The sequence below is a fragment of the Domibacillus tundrae genome, from assembly GCF_000970675.1.
In the GTDB taxonomy this organism is placed as follows: domain Bacteria; phylum Bacillota; class Bacilli; order Bacillales; family Domibacillaceae; genus Domibacillus; species Domibacillus tundrae.
This window is the reverse complement of record NZ_LAJA01000014.1, coordinates 1-15725: the sequence shown is the minus strand read 5'-3', so window position 1 is coordinate 15725 and position 15725 is coordinate 1. Positions and strand designations below refer to the sequence as shown.

The 15725-nt window shown below is 40.1% G+C and carries 20 protein-coding genes; 5 read left to right on the top strand and 15 right to left on the bottom strand.

Translation table 11 applies throughout. The annotated features are described in order from the left end of the window. The first annotated feature begins 74 nt into the window (after positions 1-74). Both VQ00_RS11795 and VQ00_RS11790 read left to right on the top strand, forming a co-directional pair. The gene (locus tag VQ00_RS11795; protein WP_046180344.1) at positions 75-1652 is read left to right on the top strand and encodes a DEAD/DEAH box helicase; all 1578 of its coding nucleotides are present in this window, start codon (positions 75-77) and stop codon (positions 1650-1652) included. Between the two features lie 9 nt (positions 1653-1661). Then, positions 1662-2432, top strand: coding sequence for a YqhG family protein (locus tag VQ00_RS11790; protein WP_046180585.1), 771 nt, complete (start codon positions 1662-1664; stop codon positions 2430-2432). Here VQ00_RS11790 and VQ00_RS11785 read toward each other — a convergent pair. The 7 genes from VQ00_RS11785 to VQ00_RS11755 all read right to left on the bottom strand — a co-directional run bounded on the left by VQ00_RS11785 (position 2429) and on the right by VQ00_RS11755 (position 5337). Further along, the gene (locus VQ00_RS11785; protein WP_046180343.1) at positions 2429-2773 is read right to left on the bottom strand and encodes a hypothetical protein; all 345 of its coding nucleotides are present in this window, start codon (positions 2771-2773) and stop codon (positions 2429-2431) included. The two genes, VQ00_RS11790 and VQ00_RS11785, sit on opposite strands and share 4 nt — an antisense overlap. Positions 2774-2786: 13 nt before the next feature. Beyond that, entirely contained in the window at positions 2787-3227 is a 441-nt protein-coding gene (gene comGF / locus VQ00_RS11780) for a competence type IV pilus minor pilin ComGF (protein ID WP_046180342.1), read from the bottom strand. Further along, the gene (locus VQ00_RS18845; protein ID WP_046180341.1) at positions 3211-3501 is read right to left on the bottom strand and encodes a hypothetical protein; all 291 of its coding nucleotides are present in this window, start codon (positions 3499-3501) and stop codon (positions 3211-3213) included. Before VQ00_RS18845 ends, comGF begins: the two co-directional genes overlap by 17 nt. Positions 3502-3508: 7 nt before the next feature. Next, complete coding sequence (comGD, locus tag VQ00_RS11770) at positions 3509-3952, bottom strand: competence type IV pilus minor pilin ComGD (protein WP_046180340.1); 444 nt, start codon at positions 3950-3952, stop codon at positions 3509-3511. Then, positions 3942-4217 (bottom strand): competence type IV pilus major pilin ComGC, encoded by a 276-nt coding sequence (gene comGC / locus VQ00_RS11765; RefSeq protein ID WP_046180584.1) that lies wholly within the window; start codon positions 4215-4217, stop codon positions 3942-3944. Before comGC ends, comGD begins: the two co-directional genes overlap by 11 nt. A gap of 285 nt (positions 4218-4502) precedes the next feature. After that, positions 4503-4682, bottom strand: coding sequence for a hypothetical protein (locus VQ00_RS11760; RefSeq protein ID WP_046180339.1), 180 nt, complete (start codon positions 4680-4682; stop codon positions 4503-4505). Positions 4683-4746: 64 nt separating this feature from the next. Continuing rightward, positions 4747-5337: a hypothetical protein gene (locus VQ00_RS11755; RefSeq protein ID WP_052728507.1), complete on the bottom strand. Its 591-nt coding sequence runs from the start codon at positions 5335-5337 to the stop codon at positions 4747-4749. Positions 5338-5454: 117 nt separating this feature from the next. On the opposite strand from VQ00_RS11755, the gene VQ00_RS11750 reads away from it, so the two are divergent. Both VQ00_RS11750 and VQ00_RS18635 read left to right on the top strand, forming a co-directional pair. Next, on the top strand, positions 5455-5733 hold the full coding sequence (locus VQ00_RS11750; RefSeq protein WP_046180338.1) for a YolD-like family protein: 279 nt from the start codon (positions 5455-5457) through the stop codon (positions 5731-5733). A 354-nt stretch (positions 5734-6087) separates the two neighbouring features. Beyond that, entirely contained in the window at positions 6088-6252 is a 165-nt protein-coding gene (locus VQ00_RS18635) for a hypothetical protein (protein WP_156154057.1), read from the top strand. 114 nt (positions 6253-6366) lie between these two features. Here the strand turns inward: VQ00_RS18635 and VQ00_RS11740 are convergent, their stop codons facing one another. Continuing rightward, entirely contained in the window at positions 6367-7032 is a 666-nt protein-coding gene (locus tag VQ00_RS11740; protein ID WP_082091547.1) for an SH3 domain-containing protein, read from the bottom strand. 288 nt (positions 7033-7320) lie between these two features. Here VQ00_RS11740 and VQ00_RS11735 point away from each other — a divergent pair, with 288 nt between their 5' ends. Continuing rightward, positions 7321-7992, top strand: coding sequence for a hypothetical protein (locus VQ00_RS11735; protein ID WP_046180335.1), 672 nt, complete (start codon positions 7321-7323; stop codon positions 7990-7992). 41 nt (positions 7993-8033) lie between these two features. On the opposite strand, the gene VQ00_RS18630 is transcribed toward VQ00_RS11735, so the two are convergent. The 7 genes from VQ00_RS18630 to VQ00_RS11705 all read right to left on the bottom strand — a co-directional run bounded on the left by VQ00_RS18630 (position 8034) and on the right by VQ00_RS11705 (position 14384). After that, on the bottom strand, positions 8034-8210 hold the full coding sequence (locus VQ00_RS18630) for a hypothetical protein (protein ID WP_156154056.1): 177 nt from the start codon (positions 8208-8210) through the stop codon (positions 8034-8036). A gap of 338 nt (positions 8211-8548) precedes the next feature. Further along, on the bottom strand, positions 8549-9316 hold the full coding sequence (locus VQ00_RS11730) for an SDR family oxidoreductase (RefSeq protein WP_046180334.1): 768 nt from the start codon (positions 9314-9316) through the stop codon (positions 8549-8551). Positions 9317-9327: 11 nt separating this feature from the next. Further along, positions 9328-10338 carry an ABC transporter substrate-binding protein gene (locus VQ00_RS11725; protein WP_046180333.1) on the bottom strand — a complete coding sequence of 337 codons (1011 nt, stop codon included), beginning with the start codon at positions 10336-10338 and terminating at the stop codon, positions 9328-9330. Beyond that, positions 10335-11015 carry an ABC transporter permease gene (locus tag VQ00_RS11720; protein WP_245618110.1) on the bottom strand — a complete coding sequence of 227 codons (681 nt, stop codon included), beginning with the start codon at positions 11013-11015 and terminating at the stop codon, positions 10335-10337. The genes VQ00_RS11725 and VQ00_RS11720 overlap by 4 nt, the downstream gene beginning before the upstream one ends. A 71-nt stretch (positions 11016-11086) precedes the next feature. Next, on the bottom strand, positions 11087-11833 hold the full coding sequence (locus tag VQ00_RS11715) for an ABC transporter ATP-binding protein (protein WP_046180331.1): 747 nt from the start codon (positions 11831-11833) through the stop codon (positions 11087-11089). An 11-nt stretch (positions 11834-11844) separates the two neighbouring features. Further along, positions 11845-13296, bottom strand: coding sequence for an acyl-CoA reductase (locus VQ00_RS11710; RefSeq protein ID WP_046180330.1), 1452 nt, complete (start codon positions 13294-13296; stop codon positions 11845-11847). Further along, positions 13293-14384: a LuxE/PaaK family acyltransferase gene (locus tag VQ00_RS11705; protein ID WP_046180329.1), complete on the bottom strand. Its 1092-nt coding sequence runs from the start codon at positions 14382-14384 to the stop codon at positions 13293-13295. The genes VQ00_RS11710 and VQ00_RS11705 overlap by 4 nt, the downstream gene beginning before the upstream one ends. Positions 14385-15725 lie beyond the last annotated feature (1341 nt).

Below are 15725 nucleotides of genomic sequence, written 5' to 3'. Positions count from 1 at the left end.
TTTTATGTATTTCATTTATCCTTTAAGGACAGACTAGGTGCACTACTTAAAAAACAGAGGAGGCTCTGAATAAGATGAAGCCCGCCATTTTGTACGACGATTCATGGGAAAAATTTCTTGAAAAGGAATTACAAAGTGCGTCTTCACCTGGAAGCTTGTCCCTTTTCAAGTTAACAGCCGAGACGAAAAATCGCATTCTTCCTTCTGATTTCAATGGGCTGCTGGCACCTGATTTTCTTCCGCACATTCAGTTTCTTCCCCATCAAATCAAGACGGCTCAAACGGTCATGGAAGAAATGAATGGCACTGCCATTTTAGCCGATGAAGTTGGGCTTGGCAAAACCATTGAAGCAGGCCTCATTTTAAAAGAATACATGTTACGGGGACTTGTTTCCCGCGTGCTCATTTTAGCTCCCGCCTCGCTCGTGAGCCAGTGGGCAAAAGAACTGCGCGAAAAATTTCAGATTTTTGCACTGGTGCAGCGAAAAAAACCGGACTGGTCGTGGAATGGTGTTCAAATTGCATCGATCGATTCAGCCAAGCAGTCAAAATTCGCTGATGTATTTTCCGATACACTGTTTGATATGGTCATTATTGACGAAGCACACCGATTAAAAAATCCAGCAACGAAAAATCATCAATTTGTCAATGGTCTAAATAAAACCTATTGTTTATTACTGACGGCCACTCCAGTTCAAAATAATGCGGATGAATTATTTCATCTTGTTTCTCTGTTAAAACCCGGACTGTTTGGCAACAATGGATTCTTTCAGACCCAATTTAAAGATGGAAAGCGATCAATGCAAAATCGCGATGCTTTTCATGCCCTGCTCAAACAAGTAATGATCCGCAACGTTCGAACCAATGTAGAAAAAGAGCCGATTAAACGATTTGTGCAGACGATTCGTATTACTCCGTCGAAAGAAGAAAAAGCCTTTTATGAATCGCTGTCTGACTGCCTGCCAGGTGCTATCACACTGCTGACACTGCAGCGGGAAGCGTGCAGCAGCAAATATGCCGCCCTCGCTACCTTAATAAAGCAGGAAGGGTTCGCCCAGACAAACACTGCCGCTCTTGCGGGTGCCATTAAACAAAACTCAAAAGCGGACAAAGCACTCGACATCGTCAAACAGCTAAATGAAAAAGTACTTATTTTCACACAATACCGGGCGACACAGCAGTATTTGGAGCTGTTTTTTCGTTCACATGATATTCCTGCCGTATCGTTTCAGGGAAACTTTAAAAAAGGAAAAAAAGACTGGATGATCGAGCTTTTCAAAGGACCCGCCCGTGTGTTGATCGCAACCGAAGCCGGAAGCGAAGGACTGAACCTGCAATTTTGCCGTCACGTAATTAATTTTGATCTGCCGTGGAATCCTATGAAGCTTGAGCAGCGAATTGGTCGTGTTCATCGTTATGGGCAAAATCAAGACGTCTATATTTATCATCTTGCTTATAAACAATCGATTGAAGACCGCATGCTGGCATTACTTTATGAAAAAATCGCTCTTTTCCAAACGGCGATCGGAAAGCTTGATACTATTTTGGATCAAAACTGGATTGAAGACCACTTGAAAGACGCTTTTCATACTTCGAAAAGTGTTGGTGAGTGGGAAATAAAAATGCAAAACCTTGCCGCTGTATTGGAGTGATCAACATTGATGCCTTTTCTTCGCACATTTTTTAACGCTTGTGAATGCCGTATCCTTGAAGAATCGAATGACTCACTGACCGTTCAGTTAACCGAGGAAGCAGACCGCGCTTTAATGAACAGACCATTTTATTGGCATTATAAAGATCAGCTAGGACAGCCTGGCGATCCGCTCGCCTTCACTTTTTTCACAAAAGACCCCGGCCGGCTGCTCAAGTATCAGGAAGAATATATTACATTTGGCTCGCCGCGTTTCCATCAGTTTCTTTTATACGCCCAAAAAAGAGCTTCATTTATTAAAATGTACGAAACAAGTATATCTTCAAAAACTGTACAGCTTGAACCTTGGTTATTTGTCCATTTTCATCTTTCGTATGAAGCAAACGGCAAAAAAGAAAAGCTTGTCCCGCTTGCTCTTCATTTAATTAGCGGAACTTTTTCAAACAACTTTTCAGAAAAATTAACTTCCTTATCTTTGAGCCATATGATCGCGCCGTATCACTATGTGCTCTCACCGCTTATTACACCGGCAAGCGGCTTAAACAGAATGAAAAAAAGACTGCGGCAGGACATAATACAAGAAGAACATGATTGGGCCAAATCCGCCCTAGAAAAGAAAAAAATAGAATTAGCGCTTCTTGACTCTTTTTTTGAACAAAATGAGGAAAACAATGCACATTTTGAACGCGAGAAAGCGGCGATTATACGCCGCTTTGAACCAGTGATCCGTATCTCAGTCTTAAACGGCGGCCTGTTTTATATTGCTCAAAATGGACGTTAATTATATTCAGTCCGCTTCACAATCAAATGGTTTTTCATATTATAATAATAAGTGGCGTGAAAAAAACCGTCTTCATGAATGGTCGTAATGCGAATCTGGCGATCTTTTTCTGACGTCTCTATTATATCAACACTAGTTGTTCCTTTATTTGTCTGCATCGTAAACGAAGCCGGATCTGACTGTGACAAAACGTCCCGAAGCGCCATCAATTCGATAATCCGCATTTCATAATAATCCGTTAAGTAATCCGCCGTTTCCCATTTTGTTACAGCAGAATCCGCGGCTGAAACAGATGCTGCTGTTATCAACACAAGAATAAGCAGAATGTGCGGATAAATCATACCATGCTCACTATTAAGGGGCTTCTTTATGAAATGGATAAATCGATGCGCCTTCTTGTTCGCCATTTGAAAACGTAACGTGAATATATACTTTCCCTCCTTCAATTGAAAATATGGCACTTTTTACATTTTGCAGTAAAACTTCATGTCCCTGTCCGTTCACCTGCCGCCTGATTTTGTCGTTATATTTGCTAATCGACACCATGGAATCATTTGAACCGACAGCTGAATATTGCAGCGTTGTTCCAGACAGGTGCCAGCCTTGCGAAATTTGCATTTCATTGCGCAGTTGAATGATGAAAAGTTCCCATTCCGTGTTTTTTTCTGCTTTACCAACTTCGGTTGTCCGGTACACACCATCGTATAAAAGCGGGATAGAAGCAGCACAGGCAGTGAATACCGTTAAAACAATTAATGACTCCAGCATTGTAAATCCATTATTGTTCCACCACACATGTTGTTTTTTCTCCGATCGCCACACATGCTTCCGATTTTCCTTTTGTCTCTTTCCAAACAATTTCTCCTTTAACAGTTGATTGATCCAGTTTGTAAAAAAATGAAGCTTCTGAAAAGATTCGGGATTCTGCTTCCTCATACAGCTTTCTCATTCCTTCCTGCTTCTCCCAACGCCATGATGTTTCTTCAAATAATTTCATACAAAAAGGCAGAAGAACAGCCGCTGCTATGAAAAAAACCGTTAATGCCAGTATGCTTTCTGCGAGTGTCATTCCGTGTTCATTCTTCCAAAAAATAAAAACGGCCCCTTCCGATTAAAAATACAAGTCTGGTGCTCTTTTCTTCGGTCGTAAAGTAGATGATTCCAAACCGATTTGTCATGCCCGTCCGCAAAAAAGTGATTGCGCTCATATTTCTTTCATCACGAATGAAACGGTTTGGAATCTCACGTTTTATTAGCGTCTTCCTTGACTGCTCAAATGTATAAATATGATAGTTGTTACGCCCATTTTCAAAGAAGTGAACAACAACGTTCGTCCCTTTAGCAATCGCATACGCCTGTGCCGCAAATAAATCTCGCTCGATTTGCTGAAAAAATTGGCGATCGCTTACATCATTTGCTATGGTTCGAAGCGGAATCAATGCTGCGGTGAGACATACTATAAAAATCGTTAGCACGATCATCATTTCGAGCAGCGTAAACCCGTTTTCTTTATGCACCACCAGCTGTTACAGTCCCTTCCGCATCAATCGTTACGGCACCGCCGCCCGGGCAAGTCGTTTCATCATCTCTTAAGTACCCGTCGGTCACAAGTGTATCAATTGAAGAAGGCAATGAGTCCTTGTCAATTCGATAAGCCTGTACTTGACCCTGCACCATATGCACAAATGCGTCGCACCCTTTTGCATTAATATTTTTGCTTTGCTTCGCTACATTTGGAATAGCAATAAAAAGCAATACCGTAATCACCAAAAGGACGATCATCATTTCAATGAATAGGAGTGATAACCCATGTATAACTTTTATATAAATTGAGCAAACAAAAAAATGCTTCATTCTATACTAAATGAAACCCCTTTCTTCTATATTAAAGAGCTCTATTCATTTGGACAGGCTTTTGTGTCTAATCTTATACTGTTTTAAATTCCTAATGTTTTTGATCTGCTACTAATGCTTAAAGGAAAGCCTAACTTGATTTGACCTGGCCAATACATATAAGACATTTAGTTTTTAGTGAAAGTTAACATTGTATTGGAGAGGTGGAGTATTTGGTTAATCATCTAACTGAGGTGTCGGGAGATTCGGCCTGTTTTTTGCTAAGCGCAGTACAGCTTCATATTGGGCTTTAGCTATTTTACGCTGGCCAATAGGCATTAAATTATTGTTGAAGGTTCGAGCACATTTCTGAAGTTCTTTGTACTCTTGAGGAGTAACATTTATTTTGTTTCTCATTTGTCTTTCCCCCCTTTCTAATTAATATTATTAACTTCTTAAAAATAAAGTTCTTTAACTAAGTTCAATCATTTTGTTTCGTTTCTGGACTTGTCGGTTCCTTTTCTGTTTCATTTAGGTGTTTGGTTAAATTAGCGCTTTTACTCGGATCTAGATTGTTTTCCATATCGTCGGGTCCATGAATGCCTAAATCTTTGTGTTGACGGTCTTTGATGTATGATAAACCTAAAAATCCTGCTATAAATGCGGTGCTAATTTCTGCATAGATATTTTTAGTATCAGTAAGCTCAATTGCGGTTTTAGCTAAAATCCCGGTTCCTATCCCAATAAGAATATCTCCAAAGAAACCCAACTCCACATATATTCTTTTATCCGCCTGATTTTCATCAAATCTAATGCCAATAAGAAATCCTAAAAAATCAATTACCACTAAAACAGGTGAAATAATTATGCTTGCCCATTTCCACATCTTAGCAGAATTGTTTTTAACCCAATTGCTTTTGCTATAAGGTATGAGAAAGATTGGCAACTGGATAACGCCATTCTTTGCATAATGTCCAATTAGCGCCCCCAACAAACTAACCATAATTGGCAGCCTAAACATATGCCAAAAATTATTCCATTGAGTTAAGTCCATAATATTTTCATTCCCCAAATTGAAATCTCCCTTAATATTTTTCAATTAAAAATATTTATTTCAATAATATTATCTATACTCTCTCTACTGAAAAGATTCTTTGAAAAACATATTAAATTTTCCAGCACGAATATTTTGGCCGCTGAACAACTGAAAGTAGACAATGAAAAAAGACAAAAAGAAGCACCTCTCTACCTAGATGAGCAAGCATTGGAAAAGATGCAAAGGATTGTAATGGAGTCTTATCACGAACAAAAAGAAGTGGAACTGCAGATTAACACATTTAGGCTTCTTTATATTGAAGGGTGCGGTATTGTGAAATCACTGAACCCAGAAGGAGGACGATTATATTTAACAGATGGGTCCTATTGCATCAAGGATATTGTGACGATCAAATTTGCAGATGGGAATTAAGTCAGAAATCAGCTCCTTTACTCAAAGTAGATGTGCCGTTATCTTTTTTTGTAAAGGAGCTGATTTTATGTGGAAGAAAAAAGAAATTGCTGTTATGTTCTGCCCTCGCTGCCAAGAAGACATACAGGAGACTGATCACATAGGCATCACACACATGCGCACCGTCGTACACTTATATTGTGGTGCTTGGCCTCCGCCGGGTGAGAGAGTTATTGATGAAGGTTCATACAGGAAGATGTTTAAAAAGTATTTATGACTGGCTGTGGCTAGTCTTTTTTTACTTGTTTGATCTATACATATTCCGGATTTACCATTTTCAGTTATTTTGTTATCTTAAATACAGGGGCGAATGCCATGAAAATATTCGAAAACAAGAACTGGCCAGATTGTTACTTATTGAAAGATGGTTCGGAATCATTGCTTTTAAAATATCGGCATAATAGTAGTAATAACAATGAGTGCCTAGAGACTGGGATAGATATGGATGAATGGATTGAAATTATAGAACCGAAAAAATAACCCCGACCGAAATCGGGGCTCTTTCTCATACCCTTTGGATGTATGATTTATATGTTTTGGTTCGTGGTAACTTTACCACATCATTTGTGGTAATAATTATACCGTTACTTATATTTAAAACTTCGCTCTCACGAGTTTGTAATCACCCTCAGCTAGATAACTATCAAAATTCAGTCCCCATGGATATTCTATCTTTACATGTACATAGCTACCAATTAATTTCACTGTTGCCACTCCTGTGTTTTCTCCATAGGTCTCTGTAAATTCCACTTTTCCCACACCATTTTTATCAAATTTAATGGTATAGCCAAGTGCATCAGATTCCCTTAAATTTGATCCGTCTGGCGCTGACCACCAAACACCATACAGGTCAATTTTTGCTGTATTACTACTTGTAAATTTCAAATTGGCTCCAACGCCTGGCAGAAAACTCGATGAAGTAAACCACTTACCATTATAATTTTTAAAACTTTCTGCGGGTAAAGTTGAGGAATTACTTGAATCTTTAGCTTTCAAGCCGCTCGTAGCTACATACCCAGCTTTATTATTGTATTTAATTTTCGACCAACCACCTGGTTCAGTGTTATAAACAAACACAACTGTACCATTTTTTAGTGATCCCACTATTTTTGCTTTTGGACTTGGTTTTTCACGTACATCCAATTTTTTTACGTTTACTGTAAAGTGTTTGTTTACGGTGCCTGCTTCTGTCTGTTGAACGTAGAACACTGTGGTTAGCAATACAAAAGCAATAATAAATGCCATGAAGTTTCTCATCATAATTCCTCCTATGTATTATTTAAACATCACAACTATTATACCAAACCCCTTTCTCTTTTCCTTTTTATCCCTTCGACAAATAATGACATTTATTTAGCCATAAAGAACTTACAAAAAGAATTTAATAAATAGATAAAATCCAGTAATTTAAAGCTTTATCGCTTCATAACCTTTAATTGCTCTTACCTCTTTATTGTTATTATGTCGTAATATGTCGATCGATTTTTCACTTTTTTATATCTTTATACATTAAAATATAACCATTACATTTGTAAGGAGCGAATTAACTTGAAGAGAGTACTCAAAACTGCAATTATTATGTTTGGTTTATTAGCAATCGCTTTTCCTTTTTCTTCTACAGTAGAAGCTGCTAATCCGATTAAACCTTCACAAAGCCGCGTAACTCATACACTTAAGGACATGAATGGCGTGTCTTACAAAGTATATTTTGCTGGTGTAAGAGAAAAGAAAGGTTATGGATCTTATGACCATTGGCCGTATGCTTGGGCTGGTGTTAATGAAGGCGATTTAGTGTACGAAGGAAATTATACTCTCTATACCCATAAAGTAGGTACAAGCCATATTAAAAAATCAAGGTTTTATTTCCAAGACTATACATTAAACGCTACAAGAAAAATGGTCCATGTCTACCCATCAAGTGTTAAAGGACAGCCAGATATCTTAGCAGCTGCTGAAACTGGTAGCTCAAATGTAGAAGAAGCTCAGTGGTACTACATGAAAAACGGCGAATTGACTAAAATCATTGACGCAGCTTATACACAACGCGCAAAGCGTATTTCAAAGAACGAGTTCCAGGTAGCAAGCTATGATAATTCTGATGGTACCTGGTATTTTCATGACTTAGTGTTCAACCCTAAAAATAATACATGGGAAGATTATGATGTAGCTCCTAAAAATCCGAGTCAAGTAATTAAAAATTGGCCGAAACACTGGCAATAAAAAAGACCCGTCTACTCGTTAGGAGTAGACGGGCTTTGTTGTTATGCACTGTATGATTTGATTTTTGGATTGCAGCCATGTTCAACGCTAATAAGCGCCCGCGCTTCTTCTGCAGACTCAAGCGATGTAAATACACCTGTGTAAACTCGGTTGTCATCTACTCCTTTGCGTGCATTGAAGCCCATTTCTTTCGCGGCTGCTTCTGCCGCTTCTGACATACCAAACACATTGTTTTGAATAAGAAAACGCCCGGAGTTCCAGCAAGTGAATTTACTTTAAGCAGCTGATCGATCTTGGCCAAAGCCGAGAAAAGGCGAACCGCCAGCACGATTTTCTGGGCACTACCGAAAAAACATTATGGATGACGGTTTTCTTCAGCCATTTCCACACACCTTCCATCAAGTTAAGCTAAGGACGGAGGGTGACAGAAAAACAAATTTCAGACGTTGCCGATTCTTTTCCCGAAAGTGTTGGCGGAGTTTCACATGGTGAATACTTGTATTGTCCAGAATGATAACACATAAACGCTAATAGCATGTTTCTATAAACACTGGCATTACATCACAAAGCCACCATCCACAAACAAGGTCTGCCCCGTCATGAACTTGCTCCAATCAGAAGCTAGAAACAAAACCGGCCCAGCCACATCTTCTGGAAGCGCAATTCTGCGAAGGGGCGTTTGCGCAATAATCATTTCTTTCACCTCTTCTTTTGTATACTTGCTGGCACTCGTAGGATATACGAGCCCTGGTGCTACACAATTGACCCTTATGCCGAAAGGGCCGAGCTCCGCTGCTAAATTACGGCTATACCCCTGCAGTGCCGCTTTTGCAGTGTTATATTCATGATAGGGAACAATCGGCCTTTCAACTAAATTGCTGATCATGTTGATGATGCTTCCCTGGCTCTGTTTTTTCATAAAGGGAAGAACTGTCTGGCACATATAATGAGTGGAACGCAAAGCCCCATCAATTTGATTCTGGTAATCTTCCCATTTTAGCTCCCAGGCTAATTTACGCTCATCAGGATTAAAGGCATACGGTGTAAAAGCATTATTGACGACGACGTCAATTTTCCCCATTTCTAACAATACCCGTTCGATCAATTCTTGTACGGCGCTTTCAGATGTGACGTCAGCTTGAATGGCCCAGGCATCCCCGCCAAGTTTCAGACAGGATGCCACAACCTGTTCGGCGGCCTCTTTGTTTTGAAGGTAATTGACGACGACAGATGCTTCCTCTGCTGCGAAAGCGCGAGCAATAGAAGCGCCAATTCCCCGGCTAGCCCCTGTGACAAGGACAACTTTCCCTTGAAATTTCCCCATATTGTCCTCCATTATTTTGTAGGAAGCAGTTCCTCTGTTACAACCTCTTCCATATTGAGTTTATTTTCAACCAAGCCTAGTTTTTGATACGTGTCTGCACCCTGCTGCAAGATAGCGGCATCAAGTGCACCCAATCCCTGCTCTTCTGTTAGTTCTGAAATGCTTGATGCATTGCGAAGCTTAATGATTTCTAGGTTTTGCTCCTCATTTTTCCCGTCAATCGCATATTCTTTTGCTAAAGAAGCTGCTTCTTCGGGGTTATCGATCATCCACTGGGTGCTCGTTTGATAAGCTTTTAAAAACTTCTCCAGTTCGTCTTTCTTTTCTTCAAAGGTTTTTTCTGTTACGACAAAAACATCACTTGGAATATTTAAATAATCTTTTACTTCTAATACATTAACGTCACCTAAGCCTTTTTGTTTACCAACGACAAGTCCAGTGTCAGTTGCTGCTGTGGCATCTACTTGCCCCTGCATGAGAGGTGCAAAGTTTAGAAGGCCTGTTTCAACAATATTGACATCTTTTTCGGAGAGGCCGACTTGATTCAGCATCACAAGCAGGTTCTGGCGGGTTCCGCTTGACAGGCTATATACACCAATCGTTTTGCCTTTTAGATCTTCAGGTTTTGTAATATTTTTTTCTTTAAGTGAAACAATGTTAAACACGTTTTGAGGATAGACATTATACATGACTTTCAATTTTTCACCTTTGTCTAAAGCAAAATATAATGAGCCGGGATCAGTAAAAGCAACATCTGCTTGTCCGGAGAGAATATTTTTAATCGCATCTCCTCCGCCAGCTCCAGGAATGACAGTAACATCCAAGCCATTTTCTTTAAAAAACCCTTTTTCCTCATCTACCAGCAAGTTTGTTTGCTCTGTAATTGGCTGACTCCAGCTGGCTACCCGAAGAATGTCCGTCTCTTCTGTTTTAGGTGCTTCCGTTTTTTGTTCCTGTGCACCGCAAGCTGTCATAAATACTGCTGCGGACAATAGTAAAGCAAATAAATTTTTGTTTTTCATTTTTTCGTCTCCTTCATATAAGGTTTTGACCATCTTTTTTCTGCTATATTAACGAGCTGGTAGAGGACCATGCCGATAATGGTTAGTAAAATTAAAGAAGCAAACATTAATGGCGTATCCATCATCCCTTGGGACGCAATAATCAATGCCCCGAGTCCCTCACTGCCGCCTATAAATTCTCCTACCACCGCACCTACTACGGCCAGGACAACCGCTACACGGAGTCCGGCCAGAATGCCCGGCAGGCCAGCCGGGATTTTTAAATGAATTAAGGTTTGCCACCGGCTCGCTTTAAGCATGCGAAACAATTCTAGTTTTTGTTTATCAACATATTGAATGGAAGACATTGTGTTTTCCAGCAGCGGGAAAAAGCAAATTAGCGCTGTAATGATGACTTTAGACGTCATATCAAAGCCAAACCATAGAATAAACAAGGGAGCCAAAGCGAGTTTAGGAACTGCTTGGCTGGCGATGATGTATGGAGAAAGAAGCTTGCGTAAAAATTCGCTTTCTCCCATCAAAATACCGATGATAAATCCAAAAAGGCTACCTAATATCAGGCCCAGTACAATCTCTAGGGTCGTCCGAATAATATGAGCTGTAAAATATCCAGTCATTAGTCCATCTATCAGGGTATGAAAGATGACAGATGGGGCAGGGAGTACAAGTTCTGACATGTTTCCGGCTGCTATTTCCCACAAAAGAAGCAGGAAAATAAAAAGCAGCAATGAATAAAATCGAATATTTTTCATGATCGCCCCTCACTCATGGTTTGCCGCAACGTTAAACAAAGATCGTTAAAGTACGAACCGTATCTCATTTCCATGGTGCGCGGCTTTGCGAGATCCACTTCTTCTTCATAGATAATGCTGCCTTTATCCATAACCGCAACACGGTCTGACAAGTAGACAGCTTCTGAAATATCATGTGTGATAAACAGTACCGTAGTATTCTGCAGCTGGCAGATTCTTAATAAATCTTCCTGCAACTCTTCTCTTGTGATGGCATCTAATGCAGCAAAGGGTTCGTCTAAAAAGAGCATAGACGGCTTTTGGATCAGCGCTCTCGCTAAGGCCACACGGCTTTGCTGTCCTCCCGAAAGCTGAGTTGGATACCGATTATCATATGCAGACAGGCCAATCATTTTAAGCAAAGCAGTGGCATACTCCCGGTTCTCTTCGGTCAACTTTCTTCTAAGAGAAACAGGGAGAAGAACATTATCCATAACCGTTTTCCATTCTAAGAGGGTGGGAGACTGAAAAACAAACCCGCATTCATAAGAAGGATCGGTCATGCCTTTTCCATTCAAAAGGATACTTCCTTTATCCGGCTGAAGTAAGCCTGAGGCAAGCTTTAGCAAGGTGGTTTTCCCACAGCCGCTTTGCCCTAGTAAACAATGAAACTCTCCTTTTTTAATAACCAAATTTACTCCATCGACGACGGGACTTGTTCCTTGATATCCATAGGTAATATCTTTTATTGTTAAAAATTCCATTCCGCGGCCTCCTAATCTACATAAGGCGCAAACTGTTCGCTTGATTCTTCCGCAGCTGCTTCTATATCTACCATGTTCACTAAGTCTAATAAATTAAAGCGGCCGTCATGATGCCACCCAGCTTCCGGAGACGTCATTGATCCTAAAGCCGTAATCCGTGTAACGCCGGTTTTTCCTAGTAATTCAGCCCACTCAAAAAGTTCATTTGGATTTGCGGCGATCCCAACGGTCTGAAGCAGGGATCGGTGGGGGGCAATATAAGGAAGAATGTCTTCAATCGTTTCAAATGCAATCACTTTGATTACACGATTTAAACTGCTTGGCGTAAAATGAATGTTATTTTCTTCATATACAACCGTCCAGTCATTGGCCTGATTGCCGAGCACTTCATTATTCGGGTTAGAAAAAATGGTCATTTCTTCTCTTTGCCGCCATGCAGCCATGGATGCAGACTCTTCCATAGAAAGCTCCCGCCGCGGATGTCTTTTTTGAAAGTTTTCTAATTCATTTGCCAGAAACCGTGCAAATTCTTTTGGAGAAACCTTTCCTCCATGCTGAACATAAAAAATGTGAGGGGAATAGCATCCTTGCTGATCGTATCGAATCACATCCAGTGCGGCCTGGTGGACCGACTGCCATGTTTTTCTCGAATCAAGGCTCGCTTGAGACACGACGCCAAAACTGATTTTATGACCAAATGGCAAAAAACGCGTCGTAACCGGCATGCGGTTTTGCAGAGACTGCAACGACTCATTGCCGCCATAGCCAACGACAACATCTGATTGTTCAAATATAGAACTCTCCCGTTCTTCATCGCCGCCTTTCCACCAAACAACAGCCAAACAGTCAGCTAACCTCGGTTCTACTTCCACTAATAAATGAGCAAACCAGCCCGAAAACAGAGGCTCAGTGCTCGGAACTTTTCCGATATTGCCTGCTTTCACAAGCAAGCCTGAAATCAAGCTCCAAAAAGGCAGAGCAGGAACATTGCCAGACCAAATATGGGTAACGACGTTCGGTCCCATGGCTTTCGAAAAACCGCCTTTGACACGAGGCTGGAAGTCGTCTAAAAGCAACGGATTGCCTAAATCCTCTATAAGAAAACGCTGAAGTTCTTTTTTTCGGAAGGTTTTCAAGTATGAGGTAAGACCCAGCCGAATAATTTCTTCATCGTAGCCTGTCACAATCGGCAGCAGCTTTTCTGCTTTTTGCCGGTATAGGGAATCGCGGTCCAGCAGCCGGTCGATGGCTTGGTCAATGATGCTGACAATCTCTGAAATAGAAAATGACTTTAAAGTTTCAGCACTGGCTTTTTTTACTTTTTCAATTACCTTGTCCATTTGCTCTGTTGTAAGAAAAGGTATTTCGACTTCGACCGTTTCATTTTTGCTCTGAAAGGTTAAAATTTTTGTCTCAAATTCTGTTTCGCCTATATCCGGAAGGTAACCTGCAAGTTCCCTCATTCTGAAACCCCTTTTGATGCGGATTTTAAAAATTCTTCTACAGCAATTGAACAGCCTTTTGCTTCGGTGCCTTGTACCCGGCCTAGAAGAAAAAATCCGTTTTCGAGCTCGATTCCAACGTCTTCTGTCAAAATGGTCGTAACCGAATTAAAGTTGCCTAAATCACAGTGAACAAGGACACCGCGCTCTCCTTTCGGTACCTCTTCACCAGTTAACGGGTTAATGACCCGGGTCCGTATCCAATGAGGCCCCGATTTAACAGAAGGAACAGATTCATTCCCTTTATCGTAAAATTGTGTGCTGAGCTCGGTCACTCCATACATATTGATGCACTCTGAGCGCTCTACACCGAGAGTAGTCGACAGTAGAAGATAAAACTCATTTAATTCCAGTTCCTTTGACTGGTTTTTAAATCCACCGGTATCCAGAATCCTGCTTCCTTTTGGAAGTGAAAAAGTTTTCCCCATACGTTCTAATTCCTCGAGCATGTGGACAAAACTATAGCTTGCACCTAAGAGAGCATACGGTTCTCCTGTTTCCTCAGCATGATGCAGTTCATCCAGCAGACGATTCATATCAACACCATTTTCATTCACCAGATAATGGCTTTCCTTTGTACCAAACTCTTTTACTGCCAAAGCTAGATAATGAGCCAATGACGAATTCGGCAATTCTTTTTCTTTAGGAAAAAGAATCCCCATCCGAATGTGTTCTATGTCTCTCATAAATCGTTTCTTAAAGTTCAACGTCATAGATTGGTCATAGATTTGTAAAGTGGGATGGTAGTGCTTTCCTTTTATTCCTTTCGTTGTGCCGCTTGTCATAAAAACGGCTTCCGCTTTTTCCGGTCCTATACAGCTAAGTGTGGCATCTTTAAATGCATTGATGGGAACAGGCGGAATATCTTTCCATGTCTTTACCATTCTTGGCGTTTTTCCTTTTTGCATGCAAAAAGATCGGTAAGGAAGATTGTATTGATATTGATAGGCATACAGCCGCAAGGCCAATTCATTAAAATCCTTTTCTTCAGAAGCATCTGCTTGAATGAAGCGAAAAACATGCTGAACGATTTCTTGCTGTTGATTCATAATTCCCTATCCTTTCCAAACAAAATAAAAACACTTTGCATAAGCAAAGTGTAAATAATAAATTATTCTTCATCACTTTCCCTACGCTGGCATTACCCAACAGGTTGTAACGGTCTACAACAGATTAGTTGTACTCTCAGCCTGATTCCACAGACTCCCGACGAATCATTTTGAAAAAAGTCTACTCTTTTTAAAAGCAGAATGCAAGATTTTTCTCTACCGGAACAAAAAACCAACGTTCCGTTTATCCGAATGAAGTCGGAAATTTAATTGAAAAAAGGGTGCAGTGCTCCAAACGAATAGTTCACCTTTAATCTTTATGTATCAATGGTTGAGCATGCAACCTTTCCTTTGCTGTTCCGTTTCGGAAAAGTAATGTTCTACTACAAAAGTACAACAAACGCTGCCATTGAGCATTACCATTTAAAATGTTGATGCAGCGCTGCTTATCCCTTATCAACAGCCACTTTGTTTGTTTTGGAAACGGCTAGAAAGGGGGCAACCTTTGCGGTATTTGAGTTTTGTTTCGGAAAAAACCTTAACATTTCTTAACATGTACTACGTAAAAGTACTACGTAAAGGTTTCCCAAAAACCCTTATGGGACTAGGGTTAGCAGATGTATTTTTTGTTGTACAACATTTGGAGTACAACAAATAAATACGGAGTACTCCATTCAAAATACTCCAAATAAAGAAGCGTTCCAATCGTAACGTTACCATTCAAAAGGAGCGTCGTTGTAACGTTTCAGCGCCCTCTCAACCCGCACTGGCAAGCGGTTTGTAACGATAAGTTTTAGCGTTACAGCAAGAATTGAATTTGAGTTTGTTTTTTAAAACATCTAGTTTTGCCTAGTTTTGTAGCACAAGAGAAAACTTAGCATTTACTAACTTTTGTAGCATTTTAAATAAAAGGTTCTGCAAGGGTTTGTAGCATTTGTATTTGGCAATTAAAAACTGCTGTTTACGGCAGTATGTTTTTGAATGTAAGAAAGCCAAAAACATACAAAGAATGAATAAAAACTTGCATATTTTCGGTTTATGATAACTTTGGATATTAAACTAAAGCCCCCGTTACTTTAAGTACATTATTTTACAAACTTTTACTGGTAGAGAACCTTCAGATCGAATCCACGCTGTTTTTCCCTTTTCTGGCAACCATAAAAACCCCTCTTTTTTCATTCATTTTGTTACATTAAATATAATATAAATATCCAATATGTCGCATTCAAAGACCGCCATCCAAGCGAAAACAGGCATGATCCCTTGATAACCATGGGATCACGCCTGTTTTCTCGTTCATTTCCTAATGCAACATAATATGTTGATATGCTCCCCTTTAAG